The following is a 24,789-nucleotide window of genomic DNA, read 5'->3' as shown; positions in this document are numbered from 1 at the left end:
TAGCTGCGCCAGGAATAAAATCGGCCGTGCTTGCGTATACTCAATCATGGAACGCAAAGAACGCCCCTTCGACGTCATCGGACAGCTTGCAGCGCTGAGGCGCTATGCTCGCTCGCTGGTGCGCAATTCGGACGAGGCGGAGGATCTGGTGCACGATGCGCTGGTGCGGGCGCTGGAGAAGAAGAAGAGCTTCCGCAGCGGCGGCAATCTGCGCACCTGGCTGCTCTCCATCCTGCACAACGCTCATATCGATCGTCTGCGCCAGAACCGGTCGCTGACGCGCCGACATGACGAAGCGGCTGTCGAAGCCGAGCAGTCGCTGCCGGCCGGCCAGGAACATGCCGTTCGGCTGCGGCAGGTGCGCAACGCCTTCTTCGGCCTGCCGGAGGAACAGCGCGAGGCCCTTCATCTCGTTGCGATCGAAGACCTGTCCTACCAGGAAGCCGCCAATGCGCTCGGCATTCCTGTGGGGACGCTGATGTCGCGTATCTCCCGCGCCCGCGCGCAATTGCGCGAATTCGAGGAGAAGACGCCGCGTGTTTCACATCTGAGACTGATCGGAGGGGACGACAATGAAAGCAATTGATCCGATCCTCGATGCCGATCTCAACGCCTATGTGGATGGCGAGCTCGATGTCGCCCGCCGCATCCAGGTAGAATCCTATCTTTCCGACCACCCGGCGATTGCCGCCAAGGTCATGGCCGACCTCAGCGTCAAGGGCGAACTGCGCCTGGCGCTTGCCGGCGAAAGTGTCTTCGGCCGCCCCGAGATCCGCGATGCCGCCCGCCGGCTGGAACGTGGCCTTTCCTATGGCCGCATCTTTCATTCGATGCAGCGCATTGCTGCTGTCGGTATTCTGGTGACCGCCGGCTGGGTGGCGCATAATTCCTTCGGCGCGTTCTCGGCAACCGAGGTATCGGCCTCCGTGCCGGCACCCGCCTATGTCGAGGATGCTGTCCGCGCCTATCAGACCGCGGCTCTGCGCCAATCGATGCCACCGCAGACGCCGGCAACCTATCGCGCTGACGATATTCGCGCCGCCACTGCGATCGTGATGCCTGAACTGCCTAAGGACTGGAAGGTCGCCGACGTGCAGATCTTCCCGTCCGAATTCGGCCCCAGCGTCGAGATGGCGATCGAGGTGCCGCAGGGAAAGCGGCTGTCGCTTTTCGCAGTCCGTCCGGGCGCCTTCGAGGTAAAGCCGGTCAGCCATCTTGCACTTGAGAAAGCAGAAGCCGCCTATTGGCAGATCGGCGAGGTCGCCTACGCGCTGATCGCCGACGAAAGCGGTCTCAATCTCGACCAGGCGGCCGAACGGCTCGCCCGCTCACTCTATTAGTTCAAACCGAGGAGATCAGCATGAACCCGATCAATCCCCGCTACGGCGCCGTGGCCGGCACCCAGGCCGTCTTCGACGAAGGCCTACGCCAGCACATGCTGCGCGTCTACAATTACATGTCTCTCGGCCTGGTCATCACCGGCCTCGTCGCCTTCGTCGTCGGCTCGACGCCGGCCCTCTACGTGCCGATCTTCGGCTCGCCGCTGAAGTGGGTGGTGATGCTGGCGCCGCTCGCCTTCGTGTTCTTCTTCTCGTTCCGCATCCAGACGATGTCGGCCAGCACCGCGCAGATCACCTTCTGGGCCTTCTGCGCCGTGATGGGCCTGTCGCTTGCCTCCGTCTTCCTGGTGTTCACCGGAATGAGCATCGCGCGGACCTTCTTCATCACCGCCACGATGTTCGGCGCCACCAGCCTTTACGGCTATGCGACCAAGCGTGACCTGTCGCGCATGGGCTCGTTCCTGATGATGGGCCTGTTCGGCGTTATCATCGCCAGCGTCGTCAACATCTTCCTGGGTTCGAGCGCGCTGCAGTTCGCCATCTCCGTGATCGGCATCGTCGTCTTCGTCGGCCTCACCGCCTACGACACGCAGAACATCAAGGAACAATATTCGGAAAACTTCGATCAAGAATCGAACCAGAAGCTCGCCGTCTTCGGCGCACTCTCGCTCTACCTGAACTTCGTCAACATCTTCCAGCTTCTGCTCAACTTCACGGGCGAGCGGGAATAGGACCGCGCTTCTGGGGGCAAAGGAAGCGCAAGAGCACCCGATCTGCACTCTGTGATAGGATGGCAGATCGGGTGTTCACTTTAAATACATGTCGCCCGGAAGTGTGCAGCGGTTCCGGAATAACGACATGGATAAACAAAGAACCATAACGGCCGGGCCACTCCGGCCGTTCTTATTTTCAGATGATGCCCCAAGCGCGGTAGCGGCCGCGGCCGGTGATTTCACGAATGCCGATCTCGTTGACGAGGTTCAGAGCGCCGCGTGGCGTGATGCGCAGATGGCGGGCAACCATCGCCGCCGAGACCATCGGCCGCGACAGAATGAAGTCGGCAAGGTCCGGCATGCTGCTGTTCGAACGGCGGTCGCGAAAGCGCAGTTCCATCTGTGTGCGGGCGAGCGACAACCGGTCGAGTTCCTTCAACCCGGCCGCAGCCCCCAGATGCATCGCCTCCAAAAAGGCCTGCAGCCGTGTGGCTCGGTCGCGCGCCCGGCGACGTTCATGGCGCACCAGCTTCAGCCCGCCGTAAAATGAGAAGAGATGCGAGGTGACCTTGCCGCGGGCGCGCAGATGGCTCGCGACCAGAAGCCCGCCGAGCCAGTGCTGACGCCGCAATGGCTCGATCCTTTCCCAGGCTTCGAAAAGGATGACGGCGCCAAGAACCGGCGGCAAGCTATCGGCCAAGGGCTGTACGCTCCGCCACTCCGCAAGCCGCTGTTCCTCGTCCCATTCGTCGTCACCGAGCAAGCCGAGAGGATCGTCATTGCGCCTTGCCGGGGCGACAGCGGCCGTCTCGCTTGCCGGTGCTTTGCCCGTGTGGATATCGAGCAGCTTCTGCGAGCGGGCAAGAAGCGCATCGATCTCGGCCATCTCGGCTGCGAGCGGCCCGTCCTCATCGCCACCCTCTTCGTCGGTCTCGAGCGGAACGTCGAGGCTGGTTACCTCCGGCACTTTCCCCTCCCCTTCCCCGAGCGTCGCGGTCAGCGTCGCAAGTCCAGCGGCTCCCAGCGCCCAGGCCGGGTCGCCGGTCCAGATGCGCCGGCGTGCGCGCAGCACCGAGTGAGCGATCGTCAGTTCGTGGCTGGGTGCCCGGCTATCCATATGCGCATCGTGCAAGACCAGATCCTCGACATGCACAAGTTCGCCGGCCACCCAGAGCGCGCCGGCGGCATCGAAGAAATGGCTGCGTTCGGCAAAGCCCTCACCGACCGGCGCGCGCAGCACCCGTTCGTCCAGGCGTGCCACCGCGTCCTCGGCTGCAGCAAGGGACGGAAGCAGGGTTTGAAGCATCACACCGTCGATGTCGTAGCGCATTGTTAAGCTTTACGGTTTTTCACAAATGGAAGCAAAGGAGACGTTTCCTTCCGCCATCTATGACATGGTTAACGGCGCATTTCAACAAAATGGTCAGGGAAGGAAGCGGTCGAGACGGCTGAGCGACGCGCCGCATATGTTCTAGCTGTCGCAGCTGGCGCGAAACTTTTCGTCGCCGTTCATCCGGTTTTCCTCGCTGCCGGGCCATTTGCCCGCATCAGCGCCATCAACATCGGCCCAAGCGAGAACTCACCGCGCTCGGCTCGCCGTGTCAGGTCACGCAGGTAGCCGCCGGCCGAGTTGATATGGCCGCCCCTTTCCAGGATGCAGGCGATCACCGTCGCGGCGTTTTCCGGCCCCATCACATCGCAGGCCAGTTGATAGGCGCTTGGGCTGACGCCCAGCGTCGAACGGACGATGACGGCCGCCGCCATCAGATCCCGCCAACTGCCGATGCCGCCGCCTGGCCCATAAGCGACGATCTCCGGGCAGGCCTGCAGCACCATGGCAAGCGGAAAGGATTTTGGCGGCTCCCGCCACGGCTGCGGTTCTTCCTCCGGCTTTGCTCCCTGCTTCGGTTCGAAGCTTGGTTCAAGTTCAGATATGGGGTGTGGGTTTGAATTATGTATGTGCCGACCGTTTTGGCCATCATTGGCGTCTGTTTTTTGTGATTTCGTCTTGAATTCCAGCGTCTTGAGAATCATTTCGCGGAAGGCTTCGAGGTCGCCCAGCAGGCTCTCCATCTCGGCGACCGACGGACGCCGCGGCAGGCTTGCCGAGAGAAGATTGAAATGCCTCTGCATCTCGATCCATTCGCCGGCAATTTCCTCTTCCAGGGCGATCTCGATGAGCTTGCCGATGTCACGCCGGCACAGTGTCAGACGCTCGCGCAGACGCTTCCATTCGAGCTTTCCGGCAAGCACCTGAGCCGCCTGCGCCTCGATCTCGCCAGCGCGCACCAGGAGCGGCGCCAGGCTGAAGCCAAACGCCTCTCCAAGGCCACCCTGGCCGTTACGGCGGGCATAACGTTTGCCGTTCGGGCTATCCCGCCGGATAATCAGGCCGGCTTCCACCAGCGCCGCCAGGTTCCGTCGCAACGTCGTGCCGGCCATGCCATGCGTGCGCAGCGACAGCTGCTCGTTCGACGGAAAGACGACGAAACCGTTGGCCTCGGCAATCTCGTTCTTCGGATAAAAGGTCAGCAGCGCGTTGAGAACAGCGAGCGCACGGTCCGATACGCCGACCATGTCCTTTGCTTCGCAGAGCGCGCGAAAGATCTTCCACTTGTCGACCGATGCGTCCGGATCGACCTTGCTGGCATTTTCCTGGCTTGCCAGCATGCCAAGCGTCATCGATCGCCGCCCAAAGGGCGTCGATACATATTGAGGCTCCATGTCCCTTACCTTTTCTCAAGGCAAAAGAAATCTGCCACCCAAAAGGATGCCGAAGGTGCTTGACAGCGATTCGAGGAAGTGCGATTCTCAGATTGTCCAGATATGAGAAAGGCTTCCGCGACGGCAACGTTCGGAGGCTTTTTCTTTTGCGGCCTACTCTCCTGCTTCTAACCTGCCGGCCCGATAGGCTTCGTAAAGCTCATCGAGACGACGTGAAATGTAGGCGCCGAAATCCGGCGCATCGCCGGTTTTCAACGCGATCGTGAAGGAATTGCCGGCGCTCTTGATTCGGCCGGCAATTTTGCCGCCGCTCTTCGGCTTCCAGTCATATTCCGTAGGTTCGGGCTTCGCCTCTTTCCTGGCGAGCTCGGCAACCAAAAGCTCGAAGCGGCGGTCGCTTTCCTCAGCCGTGAACCGTTGCGAACCGACGAGCTTGGCGAGCCGCGCCGCTGTCATTCCGTTCCAGTCCTGGGCAAGCGCCATCCATTTACGACGCCCGATACCAGGTGCAGCGCCGACCGAGCTGACGATATCGGCCGGGATCGCTTTGGCGACGGAGATCAGCTTCGACAGCTCGGTCTTGTCAGTCGACAGCGCCTTCATGATAACGGGACGCTCAAAACCCTTGAGCTCGAGATTGAGGGCAAAGACCGCCCGCTCGATATAGGAAAGGTTCCGGCGCGCCGAATTTTCGATGCCCTGGGCGATGACCACATCGGTATCGTCGAGCTTGCGGACGATCGCCTGCACTTTGCGCCCGAGCAGCTTGACGGCCTGCAGGCGGCGGTGACCGTAAGCGACCTGATAGCGCTCGTCATCATCGGGATGGCGGCGAACGAGAATCGGCACTTCCTGGCCGTTCTCGGCAATCGACTGCACCAGTTCATCCTCGATATCGAGCGGCTGATCGGCAAGGCGATCGCGGACGAAGGATGAATCGATCAGGCCGGGATCGAGCTCGACGATGCGTTCGCCGGAGAGCAAAGCCTCCTGCATCGCCCTGCTCTCTTCCTCCATGCGTCCAAGCGTTAACGCCATCGTCCGAACCGGTCCGGCCGATCCGCGCAAAGAGGTCTCGTCGTAGTTGGCCGCGGCCAACTCCTGCGCCGTATCGTCGAAGAGACCTTTCAGGCGATCGCGTCTGCTCATGTGCGGCCCCAGGCTTTGTGAATACCGGCGAGAACTTCGCCGTTAGCGGCATTGACCGATTCCAGCGCCCGATCATAGGTCGAGCGGCGCACCTGCCCCTTCTCAATCTCGAAGAGCGTCTGCTTGGTCAGGCCGGCATCGGCGATCGCCGTCGATTTGAGAATGGTCGCCGTCAACACGTCATCGCTGAACAGGCTGCGCAACAGCGCGACGATCTGCGACTGCGGGGCATCGAAAGGTTCGTGACGGGTGACGACATATTTGATGAAATCGTGCTGCAGATCGCCGCCGGCCTTGCGCACGACCGAAAGGAGATCCGAGGTCATCAGCAGGAATTGCGACATGGAGGCGACATCGACCATCTGCGGATGGATGGTGATAAGCAGCGACGTGGCGGCACAGACGGCGCCGAGCGTCAGGTAACCGAGCTGCGGCGGGCAGTCGATCACCACGACATCGTAATCGGCCTCGACCTCGGCAATCGCCATGCCGACGCGGCGGAAAAACAGTTCGCCCGGCCGCTGGCGATCACTGAGCGCGCGCGGCGTCTCATGCTCGAATTCCATCAATTCAAGATTGCCCGGCACCAGATCGAGACCATCGAAATAAGTCTTGCGGACAATGTCCTTCAGCGGCTTGCGATCGGCATCATAGCGAATTGCGCCATAAAGCGTATCGCCATCGGAAAGATCGAATTCGGGCTGCACGCCGAGCATGGACGAAAGTGAGGCCTGCGGATCGAGATCGATGGCCAGCACCCGATAACCCGCCAGCGCCAGATACTGCGCCAGATAAAGCGTGGTCGTGGTCTTGGCCGAGCCGCCCTTGAAATTGGTGACGGCAACCGTCTGCAGCTTCTCGCCGGGGCGCCGCCAGGGAAGGTAGGACAGCGCATCCTTCGGCTTCAGCTTTGCCATATAATGGCGCAATTCATTGATCTGGCCGAGCGTATAAGAGCGCCGGCCATTCTGGGAAAGCTCCGGCTGCGGCCCCTTGCCATCCAGCGAAAGCTGGCGAAGATAGCCGTCCGAGACGCCGATCATCTGGGCTGCCTCGCCTGAGGAAAATGTGCGCAGCGTCTTTTGCGACAGCGGCGGAAACAGCTTCTCGCGCAACAGCTTCAGTTGCCGCGAAAGCTGGTTCGCATGCCGCTCGATCCGCACATCTGTCGTCGATACGCTAATGTTGTCCAAAACACTCATTCCTTTTCGATGCGCTTTTTCGTCAACATAGCGTCAAAAAGCGTATTGAAGGTGACACGATTCGCAATTTGCGGCAACAATAGGGGCCGAGAAGCCATTCCCGCCCGGTTGGCCGCGGCCAACTCTCTGCCATCGCCCTTGCGGAACACCGGCTTTTTCGGCAAGACCGCCGGGACTCACGGGGACTATCGGCTTGAAGCACATCCATATCATCGGTATCGGCACAGGCAATCCGGAGCACGTCACCATACAGGCGATCAACGCGATGAACGCTGCCGACGTGGTCTTCCTGCCTGTCAAAGGGACTGGCAAAGAAGAGCTTGCCGAGATCCGCCGCGAGATCTGCGAGCGATATATAACGCGGCCGGGCAGTAGGGTTTGCGAATTCGCCGTGCCGCAAAGGCAGACGGCAGACAGAACCTACACGCAAAGCGTCGATGTCTGGCACGGTGAGGTCGCCCGGATCTATAGAGAGCTGATCTCCGGCCTGCCGGAAAATGGTGGCGGCGCCTTCCTCGTCTGGGGTGATCCCAGCCTCTATGACAGCACGATCCGCATCATCGAACGCGTGCGGCAGGAAACCGGCCTGGATTTCGATTACAGCGTCATTCCCGGCATCACCAGCATTCAGGCCTTGGCGGCCAGCCACAAAATCCCGGTCAACCTCGTCGGCAAGCCGATCGAGATCACCACAGGGCGCAAGCTGGCGCGGGACGGGCTTTTGACCGACAGCACGATCGTCATGCTCGACGGCGAACAGGCTTTTGCAAAGATTGACGATCCCGACGCGGAAATCTTCTGGGGCGCCTATCTCGGCACCAAGGACGAGATCGTCAGATCGGGACGGCTTGGGGATATCGCCACCGAGATTCAGGCGCTCCGCGCCGAGGCCAGGCAAAGGCAGGGCTGGATCATGGATATCTATCTGCTGCGCAAAGGACGGGATTTCGAGGAATAGCCGGCCGGCCGTTTTCCACATGTTTTGCCGCGCCGGCTGCGATCATGTAAGAAATGGTCAGAGGATCACGAATGAGCAGTGAGGCTGCAACGACGATCGACGGGACAGGCGAGGCGGATCTGCACGGCCGCACGGCGGTGGCGCTGCGCAGGCGCGGCGCCTGCCCCGCTCTGGCCACGCCGATGCCGACCGGCGACGGTCTGCTGGTGCGGCTGCGGCCGGCCGGCGGCGCGCTGACGCTGCCGCAATTTACTGCACTCGCCCGCTCAGCCGCTGCGCATGGAAATGGCATTCTGGAAATCACCGCCCGCGGCAATCTGCAGATCCGCGGACTGCGGGCCGAGACCGTCGGGCAGCTTGCCGCCGATATCGATGCCGCCGGGATCACCGTGCCGGGCGGGCCGGCGATCGAGATTTCGCCGCTGCACGGTATCGACCCGCAAGAGCGGAGCGATCCGGCCGCAATGGAAATGGCCTTGCGCCGCACGCTTCACGATCTCATCGCCTCGCCGCGGCTCGCGCCAAAACTGTCGATCGTCGTCGACGGCGGTGGAGCATTCGGGCTGTCGGCACTTTCCGCAGATATCCGCATCGTCGCGCGATCCAACGCAGATTGGCTCGTCGCGATCAATGGCGACGGTGAAACTGCAATGCCGGTGGCAACGGGTCCAGCCGCGGCCGCGGTATCAGCCGTCGGCAATATTCTGAGCCTGCTGGCAGCCCTCGGGCAGGGCAGCCGGACACGGGATATCGACCCGGCGCGTCTGAGGGCGCATTTTCCGGCTGTGGATAACATTCGCTTCATTCCGTCACGCGCAGCAAGCATACCGCTTTCCGGCCTCCATCGGCTGGCAGACGGCAAAACCGTACTCGGCGTCAGGCCCGAATTCGGACAGATGTGGGCGTCCGATCTAATCGCTCTGCTCGATCTCGCCGACGCCCACGGCGCGACGGCCATTCGGCTGGCGCCCGGTCGCGGTTTCTTTTTCATCGGTCTTCCCGAAGATAGAGTGCCGGCTATGCAGATCGCCGCAGCCAAATATGGCTTCAGCGCGCAGCCCGGGGAGAACAGCGAACACATCGCCGCCTGCGCCGGTGCCGGCGCCTGCGGTTCCGCCTTCTACGAGACCCGAAGCCTAGCGCGCCAAATCCTTGCCGTAGCGCCTGCCCTTTTCGACGGCTCGCTGACGCTGCATCTCTCCGGCTGTGCCAAGGGCTGCGCACATGCGCGGCCGGCACTGACGCTGACGGGCACGGCTGAAGGTTACGACCTCATCCTCAACGGGTCAGCGGCAGATCGGCCGGACGAACGGATCGCTGGCGGTCGGATCGATTTCGCTATAGAGAGGCTCGCCCGGTCCATCGAAGACAACAGAGGCGCTGGCGAATCGGCTGCTGCCTGCCTTACACGGCTTGGCGCAACCGGCGTTTCGAAGGCGCTGCGACAGGAATAGGAATGCCAGACTACGATTATATCCGCAGCGGCGACGCGATCTACGAGCGATCCTTTGCGATCATCCGCGCCGAAGCCGATCTTTCGCGCTTCACCGAAGATCAGGCCGAAATAGCCGTGCGCATGATCCATGCCTGCGGGCTGGTCGAGGCGGCCGAACATTTCCTGTTCGCCGCCGATCTTGTCGGTGCCGCGCGCAACGCGCTGAAGGGCGGGGCGCCGATCTTCTGCGACGCCGAAATGGTATCCCAGGGCGTGACCCGGGCGCGGCTCCCGGCGCTGAACGAGGTGATCTGCACGCTGCGCGATCCCGCCACCCCGGAACTGGCGCGCGAAACCGGCAATACGCGATCGGCCGCCGCCATACATCTCTGGCTCGATCGGCTCGGCGGCAGCGTCGTCGCGATCGGCAATGCCCCGACCGCGCTCTTCCATCTGCTCGAACTCCTGCGCGACGGCGCCCCGAAACCTGCAGCAATCCTCGGCATGCCTGTCGGCTTTGTCGGCGCGGCGGAATCGAAGGATGCGCTGGCGGAGAATTCCTACGGCGTACCCTTTGCCATCGTGCGCGGCCGGCTCGGTGGCAGCGCCATGACGGCAGCCGCCATCAATGCATTGGCGAGGCCGGGCCTATGACGACAAGCGGCCGTCTCATCGGCGTCGGCACGGGTCCCGGTGATCCGGAGCTTTTGACCCTCAAGGCCGTGCGCGCCATCGAAAGCGCTGACGTGATTGCCTATTTCGCCAAGCATGGCAGGGGCGGCAACGGCAAGGCGATCGTCGAACCATTGCTGAAACCCGGCGTGACGCTGCTGCCGCTTTATTATCCCGTCACCACCGAGATCGACAAGAACGACGCGCGCTACCAGAACCTGATCACCGAATTCTACGACCGGTCGGCCAGGTCAGTCGCCTTCCATCTCGATGCCGGGCTCACCGTCGCCGTGCTCAGCGAAGGCGATCCGCTGTTTTACGGCTCCTATATGCATCTGCATATCCGGCTTTCGCAGCGCTACCCAACCGAGGTGATCCCCGGCATCAGCGCCATGTCGGGCTGCTGGTCCCTGGCGGGCATGCCGATCGTCCAGGGCGACGATGTGCTTTCCGTACTGCCGGGTACGATGACGGAGACCGAGCTGACGCGTCGTCTTGCCGATACGCAAGCCGCCGTCATCATGAAGGTCGGCCGCAATCTGCCGAAGATCCGCCGGGCCTTGGCGGCAGCCGGCCGGCTTGCCGAAGCCGTCTATGTCGAGCGCGGCACCATGGCGAATGCGGCAATGGAAAAGCTTGCCGACCGGGCCGATGGCGACGCGCCATATTTTTCGCTGGTGCTGGTGCCGGGCTGGGAGAACAGCCGATGAGCGGCCAGCTTTTCGTGATCGGCACCGGTCCCGGCAACCCGGAACAGATGACACCGGAAGCGCTGGCCGCCGTCGAAGCGGCAACGGATTTCTTCGGTTACGGCCCCTATCTCGACAGGCTGCAGCTCCGCGACGATCAGCTGCGGCATGCCTCGGACAATCGCGAGGAACTGGACAGGGCAGGGGCGGCACTTTCGATGGCAGCAGACGGCGCGAAAGTCTGCGTCGTCTCCGGCGGCGACCCCGGTGTCTTCGCCATGGCTGCCGCCGTCTGCGAGGCGATCGAGAATGGGCCGGGAGCATGGCGGGCGGTCGATCTCACCATCCTGCCCGGCATCACCGCGATGCTGGCGGTGGCGGCAAGAGCCGGGGCGCCGCTTGGCCACGACTTCTGCGCCATATCGCTATCCGACAATTTAAAGCCTTGGAATATAATAGAAAACCGTCTTGAACTGGCAGCCAAGGCCGGTTTCGTCATCGCCCTCTATAACCCGATCAGCCGGGCGCGGCCCTGGCAGCTCGGCGAAGCCTTCAATCTGTTGCGCGACCATCTGCCCGCAACGACGCCGGTTATTTTCGGGCGGGCGGCCGGGCGGCCGGACGAGCGCATCGCCGTACAGAACCTGTCGCAGGCCGATGCGTCGATGGCCGATATGGCAACCTGCATCATCATCGGCTCTGCCGAGACGCGGATCGTCACGCGGCCCGGCAGGCTGGACCTTGTCTATACCCCGCGTTTCATGGCGGGGCAAACGAGGTGATCGATCGTCGCCAGCACCGCCTCGACAGTGTCGACCGCCCTGACAGCGGAGGCTGGCGCGCGTGCCACCATCATTACCTCGATGCCGAGCAGTCTGGCTGCCTCGATCTTCGCATAGGTGGCGGCCCCGCCGCTGTTCTTGGCAACGACGGCGTCGATGCGATGCTGCTTCAGCAACGCGCATTCGCCTTCCAGCGTGAACGGGCCACGATCGAGGAGATAGTCGACATTGGCAAGGGCCAGCGGCGGCTCGACGGTCTCGACGCTGCGGATGAGATAGAAATTTTGCGGCGCCGCCTCCGCGTGATGCGCACCCTGCCGACCGGTCGCCAGGAAGACATGGCGGGGGGAGGGGCCGAGCGCTTCGATGGCAGCCGGGATGCTCCGCACCTCGCGCCAGCGATCGCCAGGCTGGCGTTGCCATTCGGGACGGCGCAGAGCGATTGCGGTTATGCCGGTGGTCTCGGCGGCAAAGGCGGCATTGGCGGAAATGCGCTCGGCGAAGGGATGCGTGGCGTCGATCAGCAGGTCATATCCGCCGGCCTTCAGAAAATCCGCAAGCGCTGCAGCCCCGCCGAAACCGCCGATGCGAACTGGAACCGGCTGCGCGGCCGGTTTTTCGGTACGCCCGGCCAGCGACAGAAGAACATCGCAATTTCCCCGTGCCGCCAGGTCTGCGGCGAGCAGCCGCGCCTCGCTGGTGCCGCCGAGGATCAGAATGCGAGGTCTTCCCATGCCTGATGTCTCTCCTCCGTGTGGCCCGCGCTGGCTGACTATTATCGGCATCGGCGAAGATGGTCCAGAAGGGCTCGGCGAAGAGGCGAGGCGGCTGATCGCCATCGCACCTGCGGTCTTCGGCGGCGCGCGCCACCATGCGCTTGCAGCGCCGCTGATATTGGGCGAGAAGCTTTCCTGGCAGAGCCCGTTCGAGCGCTCGGTCGACGCCATCCTTCAAAGGCGTGGCACGCCGGTCGTGGTACTCGCCTCCGGCGACCCGTTTCTCTACGGCGTCGGCGCAACGCTTTCCCGCCATGTCGCGGCGGAAGAGATGCGCACCATCGCGGCGCCCTCGGCCTTCAGCCTTGCCGCGTCGCGTCTCGGCTGGCCGCTGCAGGACGTCGCGACGATTTCGCTGCATGGCAGGCCGATCGACCTGATCCGGCCGCATCTGCACCCCGGGCGGCGCATCATCGCGCTGACCTCGGACGAGAACGGGCCTGGTGATCTGGCTGACCTGCTCGCCACCACCGGCTTCGGTCAGTCGCAGCTTACCGTGCTCGAGGCACTTGGCGGTGATCGTGAACGGCGGAGAAGCACCGTGGCAGCGCAATTCGATCTCGCGGACGTCGATCCGCTGAACGTCTGTGCGCTTGAAATCGCAGCGGGGGAGGGGGCTCGCATTCAGCCTTTCGCCGCAGGATTAGACGATGCGCTGTTCGAACATGACGGACAGATCACCAAACGCGAAATCCGGGCGGTGACTCTGTCGGCGCTGACGCCGCGTCACAGCGAACTGCTCTGGGATATCGGCGCCGGCTCAGGATCGATCGGTATCGAATGGATGCTGGCCGATCCGTCGCTAAAGGCAATCGCCATCGAGCAATCGCCAGAGCGGGCCGCCCGCGTCGCCCGCAACGCCTCCGCCTTCGGTGTGCCGCATCTTGCCGTCGTCGAAGGCACCGCGCCCGGCGCACTGACGGGCTTGCCGGAACCGGATGCGATTTTCCTCGGCGGCGGAGGCAGCGAGCCTGGAGTCATCGATGCCGCAGTTGCCGCGCTGAAGCGTGGAGGGCGGCTCGTCGCCAATGCAGTGACGCTGGAGATGGAAGCCGTGCTGCTCACCGAACATGCAAAACGCGGCGGCTCGCTGACACGGATCGAAATATCGCGCGCCGAGCCCATCGGCGGCATGAACGGCTGGCGGCCGGCGATGCCGGTGACGCAATGGCGCTGGACGAAAGGATAACGGGATGACGGTGCATTTCATCGGCGCGGGGCCGGGGGCTGCGGATCTGATCACGGTGCGCGGCCGCGATCTTATCGCTAGATGCCCGGTCTGCCTCTATGCCGGCTCGATCGTCTCGCCGGAACTGCTGCAATATTGCCCGGCGGATGCGCGCATCGTCGATACCGCGCCGATGTCGCTCGACGAGATCGAGGCGGAATATCTCAGCGCCGCTGCGGCCGGCCAGGATGTCGCCCGGCTGCATTCCGGCGATCTCTCGGTCTGGAGCGCCGTCGCCGAGCAGGTACGCCGGCTGGAAAAACATGGCATCGCCTATACGATGACGCCGGGTGTTCCGGCCTTTGCCGCCGCAGCCTCGGCGCTCGGGCGCGAGCTGACCATCCCGGCGGTGGCCCAAAGCCTGGTGCTCACCCGCGTTTCCGGCCGCGCCTCACCGATGCCGAACGACGAAACGCTGGCGAAATTCGGCGCGACGGGCGCCACACTCGCGATCCATCTGGCAATCCACGCGCTGAAGCAGGTTGTGGCGGAATTGACGCCGCTCTATGGCGCCGATTGCCCGGTGGCGATCGTCGTCAAAGCCTCCTGGCCGGACGAGCGCATCCTGCACGGCACACTTTCCGATATCGAGGCGAAGGTTGCAGCCGAACCGATCGAACGCACGGCGATCATCTTCGTCGGACCCTCGCTCGCAGCAGAGGATTTCCGCGAGAGTTCGCTCTATGATCCCGCCTATCAGCGCCGGTTCCGAGGCCGGGAATAATTTGTCACAATCGGCCGCCTCGGCGACCGATTGTGAATGCGCTAATCTCAAACGCGCGCTGTCAGATACTCCATGCTGGCGCGAAGCGCGCCTTCCGGGTCCTTGACCGCATGAACTTCGGCGGCGAAGGGCTCGAAGGAGAACGGACCCTTATAACCCGCCTGCAGCAGCGCCTTGATCTGCCCGGCATTGTCGAGCCGGTCGGCGCCGTCGACGAGCACGCGATGGGAATCGCGCATATCGGCAACCGAAACGGCAGGATCGCTGACGCCCGAAATGTGCACGAGGCCGGAAAACTCCGGGAAGGTCGCGGCTTCGCCGGCAAGGTGATGGTGGAAAGTGTCGTGGACGAGCTTGAAGGTCGATTGCGCGCCGAGTTCCTTGATCGCCTCGGCCGCCTCGGTCTTCGAGCGCAGCGAGCAGATCTCGAAGCCGAGCGGCTCGACGAGGCCGATGATGCCGGCTTTTTCAAGCATCGGCTTCAGTGCCGTCAGAGCCTGGCGCAGATTGGCCTGGCGTTCGCCGTCGGCGCAGCCGGTGCCGTCGTTCTTCGGAACGAGGACCAGCGCCTTGGCGCCGCAGGCGCTGGCATAATCGATCAGCGCCTGCGCTTCGCTCGCGCGAGCTTCATTCCACTCGTTGAAGCGCTGTAGCGCGTTGATCGAGATGATCGTCAGCCCGTGGCGGCTGGCTGCGTCCTTGATCGCTTCGGGTTTGGTGCCGTCGAGAATTGCATTGCCGGATAGGTCGTTGCGGATCTCGACCGAACCGATGCCGAGCGACTTTGTCAGCGCGAAGAAATCATCGATGGCGAGCGACGGCGCCGCCATATGGTTGAGCGCAAAGCGGATCGAAGTCATGACGAATATATCCTCCTCGTCTCCGCGATATAAGCGGAGCAGTTCCTCGTGAATGGGCGAGCGAATCTCTATCGGAATTCGGAGGGCAATCCATCCGCGATCGCCGGCGCCCGCCCTCATTGCTGAAAGAATTTCAGCCGCAATGATAGAATTCCATCATTCCTCAGATATTCTCCGAGATGTAGATGTCGAAAGGCAGGAAGGATTGGCCGGGAACGGCGGCCTCCCCATGCTCGATCGCGCCGACCATCAGTGACAAAAGCTCTTTGCAGAGAGCGGGCAGCGGCGTCGCGACCACCATGGTGACGATATCGTCGGCAAGGCCGGCTTTGCTCTCCGGCGTCAGCTCGTTGACGACAAGCACGATCCGGCCATCGACATTCTCTTCGCGGAACGCGGAAATCGCCCCCTCCATGCCGCCGCCGCAGACATAGAGGCCGACGAGATCGGGACGTTTCTGCAGCAGCGTCAGCGTCGCCTCATGGGTGATCTCGGCGGTCTCGAGGTTGATCAACGTATCCAGAACGTCGAATTCCGGCGCATTCTCGCGGAAATAGGAGCGAAAACCGATCTCCCGCAATTCATGGCCGTGGAAACGGTGGCTGCCGACGAAACAGGCGACCTTGCCGGGCTTGCGCGCCGTTCGCGCAATCGTCCAGGCGGCGGTGCGCCCGACCTTGCGGTTGTTGACGCCGACATAGGCATCGCGCACACCCGTGGCGAGATCGGAAAGCAGCGAGAAGACGGGAATGCCGCGCTCCTTCAATTCCTCGACCGCCGTCGTCACCGCCGGATAATCCGGGCCGACGAGAGCAACGGCCTGATTGCGGGCGGCAAGCGTCCTGATCTTTTCGACGATCGCCGCCGGTGTTGCGGCGGAGGGAAAGTCGATCTGCGTCTGGATGCGGGCGGTCGTCACCGCACGCGCTGCGGTTTCGATCTCGCGCACGAAGCTCTGGTAGAAAGACTGCGTCGGTTTCTGCAGCAGGAAAGCCAGCTTATATTGGGGCAGATCCTCGAAGACACGTTGCCGGATCAGGCCGACGGCGTGATAGCCGATCGACTGCGCCGCGTCATAGACCCGCCGCGCCGTTTCCTCCCGCACGCGGTGGCGGGCGTTGAGCACCCGGTCGACGGTGGCGACGCTGACGCCGGAAGCGCGGGCGAGATCGGAAATGGTCGGACGGCGCATGGGCGTTCCTGATGGATTCAATCATTTATGCAAGCCATTCTTGATGGCTTTTGATAGATTGCATCAAGCCTGCATTGAGTGCCTTCCAAAGTCAACCTATCCTCCCCAGCAACAGCATAACGGGAGGCGGATGATGGCGACCCAGACAAAAAAACGGGACTACGGCCTGCTCGGCGAAAGCGGCCGCACCGCCGTCGAGACGGGGCTGGCGGCGGCAGAATGGTATCACACCGATATTCCGCGTAAGGAGATGAAGGCGCTGATGCAGCGCTCCGATGCGCCGGCGATCCGTGACACGGTCATCTGGCTCGGCAGCATGGCGGTTCTTGCCGGGCTCGGCGTCTATTTCTGGGGCTCGTGGGTCGCGCTGCCCTTCTTCCTCGCCTATGGCGTGCTCTACGGCTCGGCTTCCGACAGCCGCTGGCACGAATGCGGCCACGGTACCGCCTTCAAGACGCGCTGGATGAACGATGCCGTCTATCAGATCGCCTGCTTCATGATCATGCGCAATCCGGTGACCTGGCGCTGGAGCCATGCGCGCCATCACACCGATACCGTCATCGTCGGCCGCGATCCCGAAATCGCCGTCATGCGGCCGCCGGATCTTTTCCGGGTCGCCCTCAATTTCTTCGGCATCCTCGACGTCTGGCATGCGCTGGTCGACATGCTGCGCAACGCCTGCGGCATCGTCAGCGCGGCGGAAAAAACCTTCATTCCGGCGATGGAGCAGCCGAATGCGATCCGCATCGCCCGCATCTGGCTGGCGATCTATCTCGCGACGTTCGCCGCCGCGATCGCCATGGGGTCGATCCTGCCGTTGATGCTGGTCGGCCTGCCGCGCCTTTACGGCGCCTGGCACCATGTGCTGACCGGCCTGCTGCAGCATGGCGGCCTGGCCGACAATGTCATCGACCATCGGCTGAACAGTCGCACGGTCTACATGAACCCGATCAGCCGCTTCATCTACTGGAACATGAACTATCACGTCGAACATCACATGTTCCCAATGGTGCCCTACCACGCGCTGCCCCGCCTGCACGCGATGATCAAACACGACCTGCCGGCGCCGAACCCGTCGATCCTGTCGGGCTACCGCGAGATGATCCCGGCCTTCCTGCGCCAGTTGCGCAACGAGGATTATTTCCTGAAGCGCGAACTGCCGGCCACCGCGCGGCCCTATCGCGAAGAATTCCACAACGAGTTGGCCCCGGCCGCGCAATAATCACAATTACGGGAGGACAAGATGAGCGGAAATTGGATCCAGGTCTGCGGCAAGGACGAGATCGACGAAGAGGATGTCATCCGCTTCGATCATGACGGGCGCACCTTCGCGGTCTATCGCAGCCCGGACGACGAATTCTTCGCGACCGACGGGCTTTGCACCCATGAGCATATCCACCTCGCTGACGGCTTGGTGATGGACGAGATCATCGAATGTCCGAAGCATAACGGGCGCTTCAACTACAAGACCGGTGAAGCCAAGGGCGCGCCGGTCTGCGTCAATCTCAAGACCTATCCGGTCAAGATCGAAGACGGTGCCGTCTTCATCTCGCTCTGAGGGAGGCCTGCGTGGCTCATTTCGTCATTCTGGGAGCCGGCGAATGCGGAGCGCGCGCCGCCTTCGCCTTGCGGGAAAAAGGTTTTGACGGCGAGATAACGCTTGTCGGCGCCGAACCCCTTCATCCCTACGAGCGGCCGCCGCTCTCGAAGGCGGGGTCTGCCGATGCCGGCGATCCGAAATTCATCGCTGCGCTGGAAAAATACGCGGAAAACGGCATCCGGCTGCGGACCGGCCTTGAGGCCAAGGCTTTCGACACAGCCTCCAAGAGCGTGACGCTTTCGGACGGGACGACGCTCTTCTACGACAGACTTCTGCTGGCGACCGGCGCAGCGGCGCGTTCGTTTCCTGGCGCCCCGGAAGGCAGCAGCCATATTCGCTCGCTGCGAACCCATCACGATGCGGCGGCACTGCGCGTTGCGATGAAGCCTGGGAAACATATCGCTATCATCGGCGGCGGCTTCATCGGGCTGGAGCTTGCGGCGACGGCGCGCCTGCTCGGCGCCGAGGTTACCGTCGTCGAAGGACTGGAACGCGTGCTGAAACGCGGCGTGCCGGAAGAGATCGCCGATCTCCTGACCGAGCGCCACCGCGCCGAGGGTGTCGATATCCGCTGTGGCGTCTCGATCGCGGCGCTGACCGAGGAGGGCGGGAAGGCCCTGATCCGATTGTCGGGCGGCGAAGTGATCGAAGCCGACCTCGCGCTTGTCGGCATCGGCGCGCGGCCGAATGTGGAGATCGCCGAAAAAGCGGGGCTGACGATCGAAAACGGCATTGCAGTCGACACCTATCTCCAGACATCGGCCTCTGATGTCTTTGCCGCCGGCGACTGCTGCTCCTTCCCGCTGTCGATCTATGGCGGCCGGCGGGTGCGGCTTGAATCCTGGCGGAATGCCCAGGAGCAAGGCACATTGGCCGCGGCCAACATGCTCGGGCTCAACGAAGCCGTCTCCTCCGTGCCGTGGTTCTGGTCGGACCAATATGACATGACGCTGCAAATTGCCGGCCTTGCCGAAGGCGCTGTCACGCATCAGCGCCGCGATCTCGGCGCAGGCGCCTTCATTCTGTTCCATCTCGATGCCGACGGACGATTGATCGCCGCAAGCGGCATCGGACCGGGCAATACGGTGGCGCGCGACATCCGCCTCGCCGAAATGCTGATCGCCGCGCGCGCCCATCCCGATCCGGCAGCACTCGCAGCCAGCAACGTCAAACTGAAATCCCTGCTGGCCGCCTGAGCCGCCCGATAATTTCACCCGATATATTCAAAGGAATTGACGATGAAGAAACATAAGCGCGCGACGGTCGCCGATCTGCTGGCGAAAAAGGGCAAGCGCCAGCTCACCATGCTGCGCGTCACCTCGCTGGAAGAGGCGGATGCTGCCGAAAAGGCAGGGATCGACATCGTCTCGGTGCCGCCGTCGCTGCTTGGCCCGGTCTTTCGCGAAATCGCTCCTACCCCCTTTGCCATTCCGGGGCTCGAATATGGCGATCTTGTCTCGGCCGAAGATTATCTGCGTGCCGCCTTTACGGCGCTGAAGGCCGGCGGCGATGCGGTCTATTGCGCCGCCAGCCTGCAGACGATCCGACGCATGCGCGAAGAGGGCATTCCCGTCTGCGGCCATCTCGGGCTGATCCCGTCGAAGGCAACCTGGACCGGCGGTTTCCGCGCCGTCGGCAAGACGGCGGCAAGTGCGGCCGAGATCTGGCGGCAGACCAAGGCGCTGGAAGAGGCCGGCGCCTTCGCCGCCGAAATCGAAGTCGTGCCGGGTGATGTCGCCGCCGCCATCAGCAGCAACACCTCGATGCTGATGATCTCCATGGGCGCCGGCAGCGGCTGCGACGCCCAATATCTGTTCGCCGACGACGTGCTCGGCGCCAATCGCAACCACTATCCCCGCCATGCCAAGGTCTATCGCGACTTCGCCGCCGAATACGACCGGCTGCAGCGCGAACGCATCGCCGCCTTCACGGAATTCGCCGAGGATGTCCGAACCGGCACCTATCCGGAAAAACGCCATCTCGTCGGCATCGACGAAACAGAGCTGAAGATTTTCCTGGATGGGCTGGCCGGCGAGACGGGAAATAGGTGAAGGCAGATATCCGTCGCTTGAGCGCCAGCGACGAACGCCTTGAGCGGTCAGCGAAAGGCATCTTCGCCAGAAACAAGAGGCAGCGCGCCGTATTGCCTTGATGATGTGGGAAGTGCCGCGAAGTCGCTTCCGCTCCATTGGCTTCCGTCCTGGCCTGTGTCAGGAATGACCATTCGGAACGGAGTATTCGGTCCCCTGTGACGATCGGCTTTGCGCATGCGGAATTGATTGCGGTGCTCGTCGCGGTGACGGGGGATGAGCCGCGCGTGATGACCATCCGCTCCGGCAATGCGCTACCATCAGGCCCTTTCGAAATGGGCCATCGCACCCTGCAATCGGGCCTGCGCGAATGGGTGCAGGAGCAGACCGAGCATCCCGTCGGCTATCTCGAACAGCTCTATACTTTCGCCGACCGCGACCGGAACAACGACATCCCGGGCGGGCGGACGATCTCGATCAGCTATCTCGGCCTGGTCAACGAGCAGTCGGGCGCCGGCCGGCCGGGATGGCACGGCTGGTATGAATATTTCCCCTGGGAAGACCATCGGCAGGGCCGCCCAGTCGTGCTTGACGAGATCATGGCGCGTCTAAAGATCTGGGCCGATGCCGATTCTTTCAGGCGCGACCATCGCCATCGCCGGGCCGATTTCACCTTCGGCCTCGACGGCGGCGGCTGGAATGAGGATCTCGCCTTGCAGCGCTACGAACTGCTCTATGAAGCCGGGCTCGTTTCCGAAGCCGGATGTGCTGGCGAAGCCAATCTCGGCCGGGCGATGTTTGCCGATCACCGCCGCATTCTGGCGACCGGGATCGCCAGGCTGCGCGCCAAGATCAAATACCGCCCGGTCGTCTTCGAGCTGATGCCGGAGAGTTTTACGCTTCTGCGGCTGCAGCGCACCATCGAGGCCTTGGCGGGTCTGACGCTGCACAAGCAGAACTTCCGCCGCCTCATCGAACAGCAGGAACTGGTCGAGGAAACCGGCGGCACGGAAAGCGAAACCGGCGGCCGGCCGGCCAAGCTCTTCTGCTTCCGCCACACGGTGCTCGAAGAACGGGCGTTGGCCGGAACGAAATTACCGCTCTCCCGCAATTGACATATGCTCATGGTGAGAATATCTATTTGCCTACGATATGCTCAAATAGAGCATAATTAGGAGCCGGTCATGAACCACCCTGTTTCCGCATCCTCGCTCTATGAGCGCGTCAGCCGCGTCATTCCCAAAGCCGAATGGATGTCGTTCGAAAACGATGTCGACGCCATCCTCGAGCTGAAGCGCCGCCGCAACGCCGTCATTCTGGCGCACAACTATCAGACCCCGGAGATCTTCCACGGTGTGGCCGATATCGTCGGCGACAGCCTGGCGCTTGCCCGCAAGGCGATCGAGGTCGATGCCGACGTGATCGTGCTGGCCGGCGTGCACTTCATGGCCGAGACCGCCAAACTGCTGAATCCTAAGAAAACCGTGCTGATCCCGGATCTCGGCGCCGGCTGTTCGCTGGCGGATTCGATTACGCCTGAGGATATCGCCCTCTTGCGTCAGGCCCATCCCGGCGTGCCTATCATCACCTATGTCAACACCTCGGCGGCGGTGAAGGCTGCCTCCGACATCTGCTGCACCTCGGGCAATGCAAGACAAGTGGTGGAATCGCTCGGCGTGCCGAAGGTGCTGATGATCCCGGACGAATATCTGGCGCGCAACGTCGCCCGTGAGACCGATGTCGAGATCATCGCCTGGCACGGGCATTGCGAAGTGCATGAACTCTTCACTGCCGAGGACGTGCGCCAGCTGCGCGAAAACCATCCCGGCGTAACGGTGCTCGCCCATCCCGAATGCCCGCCCGAGGTGGTGGCTGAGGCCGATTTTGCCGGCTCCACCGCTGTGATGTCGGATTATGTCGGCAGCCGGAAGCCGGCGCGCGTCGTGCTGCTCACCGAATGTTCGATGAGCGACAATGTCGCCGTGCATCATCCCGAGGTCGAATTCATTCGCCCCTGCAATCTCTGCCCGCACATGAAGCGGATCACGCTTGGCAATATCCGCGCGGCGCTTGAGGAAAACCGCTACGAAGTGACGGTCGATCCGGCGATTGCGGTTGCCGCGCGCCGCGCCGTCGAAAGGATGCTGGCGATATGACCGAGCGTCTCCACAATCTTGCCGGACGCACGGTGATCGTCGGCAGCGGCCTTGCCGGGCTGATGACCGCATTGACATTGGCGCCTGAACCCTGCGTCATCCTCACCTGCGCCGCCCTTGGCGCGGAGACATCGAGCGCCTGGGCACAGGGCGGCATCGCCGCCAGCATGGGCGCCGACGACAGCGCGGCGCTGCACCTTGGCGACACGCTTGTCGCCGGCGACGGCGTCTGCGATCCCTCAGTCGCCGCCGGCATCATTGCCGATGCACCCGCGGCAATTGCCGCGCTGGAGCAAGCCGGGGTGCGTTTCGACCGCAATGCCGCCGGCGAGCTCTCGCTCGGGTTGGAGGCCGCCCATAGCCGCCGCCGCATCGTCCACGCCGAAGGCGACGGCTCGGGGGCCGCGATTATCGCCGCGCTGGTGCGGGCGGTGAAGCAGACACCTTCCATCACTGTGCTCGAAGGTTTTGAGGCGCGGCGGATCATGATGGATGGCGAGTGTGTTGCCGGCCTGCTCTCAGCGACCGCCAACGGCGCCGCCATCCTGCCGACGTCGAAGCTGGTGCTCGCCACCGGCGGCATCGGCGGGCTTTATGATGCGACCACCAACCCGATGGGCAATTTCGGCCAGGGCATCGCGCTCGCCGCAAGGGCAGGTGCTGATCTCGCCGATATGGAATTCGTCCAGTTCCATCCGACGGCGCTCGATTCCCGCCGCAGGCCGTTAGCGCTCGTCAGCGAGGCGGTGCGCGGCGAGGGGGCTCTGCTCCTCAACGAACGCGGCGAACGGTTCATGGCCCGCATTCCAGGCGCAGAGCTTGCGCCGCGCGACGTGGTGGCGCGCGCCATCAGCGCCGAAATCGCCCGCGGCGGCAGGGTCTTTCTCGATGCCCGCGATGCGCTCGGCAGCCGCTTTGCCGCACGCTTTCCCGTCATCTCGACCCTTTGCGGCGAGGCCGGCATCAATCCGGCAAAAGACCTCATTCCGGTGCGCCCAGCCGTTCACTATCACATGGGCGGCGTTGCCACCGATGCGAACGGCCGCAGCTCGGTTGCCGGACTCTGGGTCGCTGGCGAAGCCGCCTCAACCGGCCTGCACGGCGCCAACCGGCTTGCTAGCAATTCACTGCTGGAGGCAGCAGTGATGGGCATGCGGGCGGCGCGCGACATCTCGACCATGCCGGGGCGCGCCGCCGGCACCCTCTTGGCCGAGAAGCTGCCGGCGCCGGCCGATGCATCGCTCGTCCGGCCGATCGTCTCACGCCATCTCGGCGTGCTGCGCAATGCCGGCGCCGTTGAGGGCGCAATCGCCGCCTTGCTGCCGCTTGCCGAAGGCGACGGCCCTGCCGCCGATCCTGCTATCGTCGCGCTGCTGATCGCCGTCTTTGCCAGCCTGCGGACGGAATCGCGCGGCGCCCATGCCCGCACCGATTTTCCGCTGAAGCTCGGCGATGCAAACCGGCGCTGCATGCGCCTTTCCCAGGCGCTGGAGATCGCCCGCGCCACGCCGTCCTATGCCCTTGCCAGGAGTGCCTGAGATGAGCCTTGTTCCGCTTCCGCGCCTGATCGTCGAACCGCTGGTCCGGGCAGCCCTGCTCGAAGATCTCGGTCTTGCCGGCGATATCACCTCGGCATCGGTCATTCCCCACGACCATCGCTCGACCGTCGTCATGGCCGCCCGCCAGCCGGGCGTCATCGCCGGCCTCGATGCGGCCGAACTCGCCTTCACCCTCGTCGATCCGGAGATCACCTTGCGCCGGCATCTCCAGGACGGCGATGCGGTCAAACCCGGCAGCGTGATCGCCACCATCGAAGGTCCCTCACGCGGCCTGCTGACGGCCGAGCGCACAGCGCTGAATTTCCTCGGCCATCTCTCCGGTATCGCGACGGTGACGGCAGAGATTGCCGCCGCCATCCGCGGCAGCAAAGCCTCCGTCGCCTGCACGCGCAAGACCACGCCGGGCCTGCGGGTGCTGGAAAAATATGCGGTGCGGGCCGGCGGCGGCATGAACCACCGCTTCGCGCTCTATGACGCGGTGCTGATCAAGGACAATCACGTCGCCATTTCAGGCGGCGTCGCCGAGGCGATCCGCCGGGCACGCGCCGGCGTCGGCCATCTGGTGAAGGTCGAGGTCGAAGTGGACACGCTTGATCAGCTGCGCGAAGCGATGGAGACTGGCGTCGACGCCGTTCTGCTTGACAATATGACGCCCGCGCAACTGCGCGACGCCGTCGCCATCGTCGCCGGCCGGGCGATCACCGAGGCCTCCGGCCGGGTCACGCCGGCAACGGCTGCCGCAATCGCGGCTTCCGGCGTCGATCTCATCTCCGTCGGCTGGCTGACGCACAGCGCCCCGGTGCTGGATATCGGGCTCGATTTCGTCGAGGCCGCAACCGCGACGGAAACGAGCCCGAAACGGGTTGCGCAGATACGGTGATCCCTGGAGCATGATCCCGAAAAGCATGAGTGGCTTTCTTACGACATCATGCTCTAACTATTTATTTTGGAACAGGATTCAGTCTTTGGCAGATCCGGCCGGAAATCATCCTGTTCTGGC

The 24,789-nt window shown here is 63.3% G+C and carries 25 protein-coding genes; 18 read left to right on the top strand and 7 right to left on the bottom strand.

All coding sequences use genetic code 11. The features are described from left to right. Nucleotides 1-46 precede the first annotated feature (46 nt). From GR197_RS19535 to GR197_RS19525, 3 genes are read left to right on the top strand one after another with little or no spacing between them, the layout of a single operon-like run. Nucleotides 47-586: a sigma-70 family RNA polymerase sigma factor gene (locus GR197_RS19535; RefSeq protein WP_164012465.1), complete on the top strand. Its 540-nt coding sequence runs from the start codon at nucleotides 47-49 to the stop codon at nucleotides 584-586. Next, complete coding sequence (locus GR197_RS19530) at nucleotides 573-1,340, top strand: anti-sigma factor family protein (protein WP_164012463.1); 768 nt, start codon at nucleotides 573-575, stop codon at nucleotides 1,338-1,340. Before GR197_RS19535 ends, GR197_RS19530 begins: the two co-directional genes overlap by 14 nt. Before the next feature lie 20 nt (nucleotides 1,341-1,360). Continuing rightward, nucleotides 1,361-2,071, top strand: a complete 711-nt coding sequence (locus tag GR197_RS19525; RefSeq protein ID WP_164012461.1) for a Bax inhibitor-1/YccA family protein — start codon at nucleotides 1,361-1,363, stop codon at nucleotides 2,069-2,071. A gap of 178 nt (nucleotides 2,072-2,249) precedes the next feature. On the opposite strand, the gene GR197_RS19520 is transcribed toward GR197_RS19525, so the two are convergent. From GR197_RS19520 to repA, 4 genes are all read right to left on the bottom strand, one after another. Continuing rightward, nucleotides 2,250-3,383: an RHE_PE00001 family protein gene (locus tag GR197_RS19520; RefSeq protein ID WP_164012459.1), complete on the bottom strand. Its 1,134-nt coding sequence runs from the start codon at nucleotides 3,381-3,383 to the stop codon at nucleotides 2,250-2,252. Nucleotides 3,384-3,562: 179 nt separating this feature from the next. After that, entirely contained in the window at nucleotides 3,563-4,777 is a 1,215-nt protein-coding gene (gene repC, locus GR197_RS19515) for a plasmid replication protein RepC (protein WP_164012457.1), read from the bottom strand. Nucleotides 4,778-4,930: 153 nt separating this feature from the next. After that, nucleotides 4,931-5,926 (bottom strand): plasmid partitioning protein RepB, encoded by a 996-nt coding sequence (repB, locus tag GR197_RS19510; protein WP_164012455.1) that lies wholly within the window; start codon nucleotides 5,924-5,926, stop codon nucleotides 4,931-4,933. Continuing rightward, nucleotides 5,923-7,119: a plasmid partitioning protein RepA gene (gene repA, locus GR197_RS19505; protein ID WP_164012453.1), complete on the bottom strand. Its 1,197-nt coding sequence runs from the start codon at nucleotides 7,117-7,119 to the stop codon at nucleotides 5,923-5,925. The genes repB and repA overlap by 4 nt, the downstream gene beginning before the upstream one ends. Before the next feature lie 202 nt (nucleotides 7,120-7,321). Here repA and cobF point away from each other — a divergent pair, with 202 nt between their 5' ends. The 5 genes from cobF (at nucleotide 7,322) to GR197_RS19480 (ending at nucleotide 11,664) form a co-directional block, all read left to right on the top strand. Then, nucleotides 7,322-8,086, top strand: a complete 765-nt coding sequence (cobF, locus tag GR197_RS19500) for a precorrin-6A synthase (deacetylating) (RefSeq protein WP_164012451.1) — start codon at nucleotides 7,322-7,324, stop codon at nucleotides 8,084-8,086. Nucleotides 8,087-8,157: 71 nt separating this feature from the next. Further along, on the top strand, nucleotides 8,158-9,540 hold the full coding sequence (gene cobG / locus GR197_RS19495) for a precorrin-3B synthase (protein WP_164012449.1): 1,383 nt from the start codon (nucleotides 8,158-8,160) through the stop codon (nucleotides 9,538-9,540). 2 nt (nucleotides 9,541-9,542) lie between these two features. Continuing rightward, nucleotides 9,543-10,175 (top strand): precorrin-8X methylmutase, encoded by a 633-nt coding sequence (locus GR197_RS19490; RefSeq protein ID WP_164012447.1) that lies wholly within the window; start codon nucleotides 9,543-9,545, stop codon nucleotides 10,173-10,175. After that, on the top strand, nucleotides 10,172-10,903 hold the full coding sequence (locus GR197_RS19485) for a precorrin-2 C(20)-methyltransferase (protein WP_164012445.1): 732 nt from the start codon (nucleotides 10,172-10,174) through the stop codon (nucleotides 10,901-10,903). Before GR197_RS19490 ends, GR197_RS19485 begins: the two co-directional genes overlap by 4 nt. Continuing rightward, nucleotides 10,900-11,664, top strand: coding sequence for a precorrin-3B C(17)-methyltransferase (locus GR197_RS19480; protein ID WP_164012443.1), 765 nt, complete (start codon nucleotides 10,900-10,902; stop codon nucleotides 11,662-11,664). The genes GR197_RS19485 and GR197_RS19480 overlap by 4 nt, the downstream gene beginning before the upstream one ends. On the opposite strand, the gene GR197_RS19475 is transcribed toward GR197_RS19480, so the two are convergent. Continuing rightward, nucleotides 11,628-12,398 carry a cobalt-precorrin-6A reductase gene (locus tag GR197_RS19475; RefSeq protein ID WP_164012441.1) on the bottom strand — a complete coding sequence of 257 codons (771 nt, stop codon included), beginning with the start codon at nucleotides 12,396-12,398 and terminating at the stop codon, nucleotides 11,628-11,630. The genes GR197_RS19480 and GR197_RS19475 overlap by 37 nt on opposite strands. Between GR197_RS19475 and cbiE the strand changes: the two genes are divergently transcribed. Next, the gene (gene cbiE / locus GR197_RS19470) at nucleotides 12,397-13,629 is read left to right on the top strand and encodes a precorrin-6y C5,15-methyltransferase (decarboxylating) subunit CbiE (protein ID WP_164012439.1); all 1,233 of its coding nucleotides are present in this window, start codon (nucleotides 12,397-12,399) and stop codon (nucleotides 13,627-13,629) included. The genes GR197_RS19475 and cbiE overlap by 2 nt on opposite strands. Nucleotides 13,630-13,633: 4 nt before the next feature. Further along, nucleotides 13,634-14,392, top strand: a complete 759-nt coding sequence (gene cobM, locus GR197_RS19465; RefSeq protein ID WP_164012437.1) for a precorrin-4 C(11)-methyltransferase — start codon at nucleotides 13,634-13,636, stop codon at nucleotides 14,390-14,392. Nucleotides 14,393-14,439: 47 nt separating this feature from the next. Here the strand turns inward: cobM and GR197_RS19460 are convergent, their stop codons facing one another. Together GR197_RS19460 and GR197_RS19455 are read right to left on the bottom strand one after the other, a co-directional pair. After that, nucleotides 14,440-15,252: a TIM barrel protein gene (locus GR197_RS19460; RefSeq protein WP_164012435.1), complete on the bottom strand. Its 813-nt coding sequence runs from the start codon at nucleotides 15,250-15,252 to the stop codon at nucleotides 14,440-14,442. 163 nt (nucleotides 15,253-15,415) lie between these two features. Continuing rightward, nucleotides 15,416-16,444 carry a LacI family DNA-binding transcriptional regulator gene (locus GR197_RS19455; protein WP_164012433.1) on the bottom strand — a complete coding sequence of 343 codons (1,029 nt, stop codon included), beginning with the start codon at nucleotides 16,442-16,444 and terminating at the stop codon, nucleotides 15,416-15,418. A 133-nt stretch (nucleotides 16,445-16,577) separates the two neighbouring features. Here GR197_RS19455 and GR197_RS19450 point away from each other — a divergent pair, with 133 nt between their 5' ends. The 8 genes from GR197_RS19450 (at nucleotide 16,578) to nadC (ending at nucleotide 24,669) form a co-directional block, all read left to right on the top strand. Continuing rightward, nucleotides 16,578-17,666, top strand: coding sequence for a fatty acid desaturase family protein (locus GR197_RS19450; protein ID WP_164012431.1), 1,089 nt, complete (start codon nucleotides 16,578-16,580; stop codon nucleotides 17,664-17,666). 21 nt (nucleotides 17,667-17,687) lie between these two features. After that, complete coding sequence (locus GR197_RS19445; RefSeq protein WP_028758296.1) at nucleotides 17,688-18,002, top strand: MocE family 2Fe-2S type ferredoxin; 315 nt, start codon at nucleotides 17,688-17,690, stop codon at nucleotides 18,000-18,002. An 11-nt stretch (nucleotides 18,003-18,013) separates the two neighbouring features. Then, nucleotides 18,014-19,240: an FAD-dependent oxidoreductase gene (locus GR197_RS19440; RefSeq protein ID WP_164012429.1), complete on the top strand. Its 1,227-nt coding sequence runs from the start codon at nucleotides 18,014-18,016 to the stop codon at nucleotides 19,238-19,240. A gap of 42 nt (nucleotides 19,241-19,282) precedes the next feature. Further along, entirely contained in the window at nucleotides 19,283-20,095 is an 813-nt protein-coding gene (locus GR197_RS19435) for a 3-methyl-2-oxobutanoate hydroxymethyltransferase (protein ID WP_164012427.1), read from the top strand. A 197-nt stretch (nucleotides 20,096-20,292) separates the two neighbouring features. Then, the gene (locus tag GR197_RS19430) at nucleotides 20,293-21,189 is read left to right on the top strand and encodes an NrtR DNA-binding winged helix domain-containing protein (protein ID WP_164012425.1); all 897 of its coding nucleotides are present in this window, start codon (nucleotides 20,293-20,295) and stop codon (nucleotides 21,187-21,189) included. A gap of 69 nt (nucleotides 21,190-21,258) precedes the next feature. Next, a complete protein-coding gene (nadA, locus tag GR197_RS19425) occupies nucleotides 21,259-22,230 on the top strand; it encodes a quinolinate synthase NadA (RefSeq protein WP_164012422.1) in 972 nt (323 codons plus the stop codon). Continuing rightward, on the top strand, nucleotides 22,227-23,768 hold the full coding sequence (locus GR197_RS19420) for an L-aspartate oxidase (RefSeq protein WP_164012420.1): 1,542 nt from the start codon (nucleotides 22,227-22,229) through the stop codon (nucleotides 23,766-23,768). Before nadA ends, GR197_RS19420 begins: the two co-directional genes overlap by 4 nt. Further along, nucleotides 23,746-24,669 carry a carboxylating nicotinate-nucleotide diphosphorylase gene (nadC, locus tag GR197_RS19415; RefSeq protein WP_204330299.1) on the top strand — a complete coding sequence of 308 codons (924 nt, stop codon included), beginning with the start codon at nucleotides 23,746-23,748 and terminating at the stop codon, nucleotides 24,667-24,669. Before GR197_RS19420 ends, nadC begins: the two co-directional genes overlap by 23 nt. Nucleotides 24,670-24,789 lie beyond the last annotated feature (120 nt).

The organism is Rhizobium phaseoli (assembly GCF_010668805.1).
Lineage (GTDB): Bacteria > Pseudomonadota > Alphaproteobacteria > Rhizobiales > Rhizobiaceae > Rhizobium > Rhizobium phaseoli_A.
The sequence above is the reverse complement of the archived record's forward strand: the minus strand, read 5'-3'. Positions and strand labels throughout refer to the sequence as shown.

Bases quoted from the DNA above. Each gene is read 5' to 3' on its own strand.
- nadA (WP_164012422.1), top strand. From the start codon at position 21,259: ATGAACCACCCTGTTTCCGCATCCTCGCTCTATGAGCGCGTCAGCCGC.
- GR197_RS19535 (WP_164012465.1), top strand. From the start codon at position 47: ATGGAACGCAAAGAACGCCCCTTCGACGTCATCGGACAGCTTGCAGCG.
- GR197_RS19520 (WP_164012459.1), bottom strand. From the start codon at position 3,383: ATGCGCTACGACATCGACGGTGTGATGCTTCAAACCCTGCTTCCGTCC.
- GR197_RS19450 (WP_164012431.1), top strand. From the start codon at position 16,578: ATGGCGACCCAGACAAAAAAACGGGACTACGGCCTGCTCGGCGAAAGC.
- nadC (WP_204330299.1), top strand. From the start codon at position 23,746: ATGCCCTTGCCAGGAGTGCCTGAGATGAGCCTTGTTCCGCTTCCGCGC.
- GR197_RS19490 (WP_164012447.1), top strand. From the start codon at position 9,543: ATGCCAGACTACGATTATATCCGCAGCGGCGACGCGATCTACGAGCGA.
- repC (WP_164012457.1), bottom strand. From the start codon at position 4,777: ATGGAGCCTCAATATGTATCGACGCCCTTTGGGCGGCGATCGATGACG.
- GR197_RS19445 (WP_028758296.1), top strand. From the start codon at position 17,688: ATGAGCGGAAATTGGATCCAGGTCTGCGGCAAGGACGAGATCGACGAA.
- GR197_RS19525 (WP_164012461.1), top strand. From the start codon at position 1,361: ATGAACCCGATCAATCCCCGCTACGGCGCCGTGGCCGGCACCCAGGCC.
- GR197_RS19485 (WP_164012445.1), top strand. From the start codon at position 10,172: ATGACGACAAGCGGCCGTCTCATCGGCGTCGGCACGGGTCCCGGTGAT.
- GR197_RS19480 (WP_164012443.1), top strand. From the start codon at position 10,900: ATGAGCGGCCAGCTTTTCGTGATCGGCACCGGTCCCGGCAACCCGGAA.
- repB (WP_164012455.1), bottom strand. From the start codon at position 5,926: ATGAGCAGACGCGATCGCCTGAAAGGTCTCTTCGACGATACGGCGCAG.
- GR197_RS19435 (WP_164012427.1), top strand. From the start codon at position 19,283: ATGAAGAAACATAAGCGCGCGACGGTCGCCGATCTGCTGGCGAAAAAG.
- GR197_RS19530 (WP_164012463.1), top strand. From the start codon at position 573: ATGAAAGCAATTGATCCGATCCTCGATGCCGATCTCAACGCCTATGTG.
- cobG (WP_164012449.1), top strand. From the start codon at position 8,158: ATGAGCAGTGAGGCTGCAACGACGATCGACGGGACAGGCGAGGCGGAT.
- GR197_RS19455 (WP_164012433.1), bottom strand. From the start codon at position 16,444: ATGCGCCGTCCGACCATTTCCGATCTCGCCCGCGCTTCCGGCGTCAGC.
- GR197_RS19460 (WP_164012435.1), bottom strand. From the start codon at position 15,252: ATGACTTCGATCCGCTTTGCGCTCAACCATATGGCGGCGCCGTCGCTC.
- cobM (WP_164012437.1), top strand. From the start codon at position 13,634: ATGACGGTGCATTTCATCGGCGCGGGGCCGGGGGCTGCGGATCTGATC.
- GR197_RS19420 (WP_164012420.1), top strand. From the start codon at position 22,227: ATGACCGAGCGTCTCCACAATCTTGCCGGACGCACGGTGATCGTCGGC.
- GR197_RS19475 (WP_164012441.1), bottom strand. From the start codon at position 12,398: ATGGGAAGACCTCGCATTCTGATCCTCGGCGGCACCAGCGAGGCGCGG.
- cbiE (WP_164012439.1), top strand. From the start codon at position 12,397: ATGCCTGATGTCTCTCCTCCGTGTGGCCCGCGCTGGCTGACTATTATC.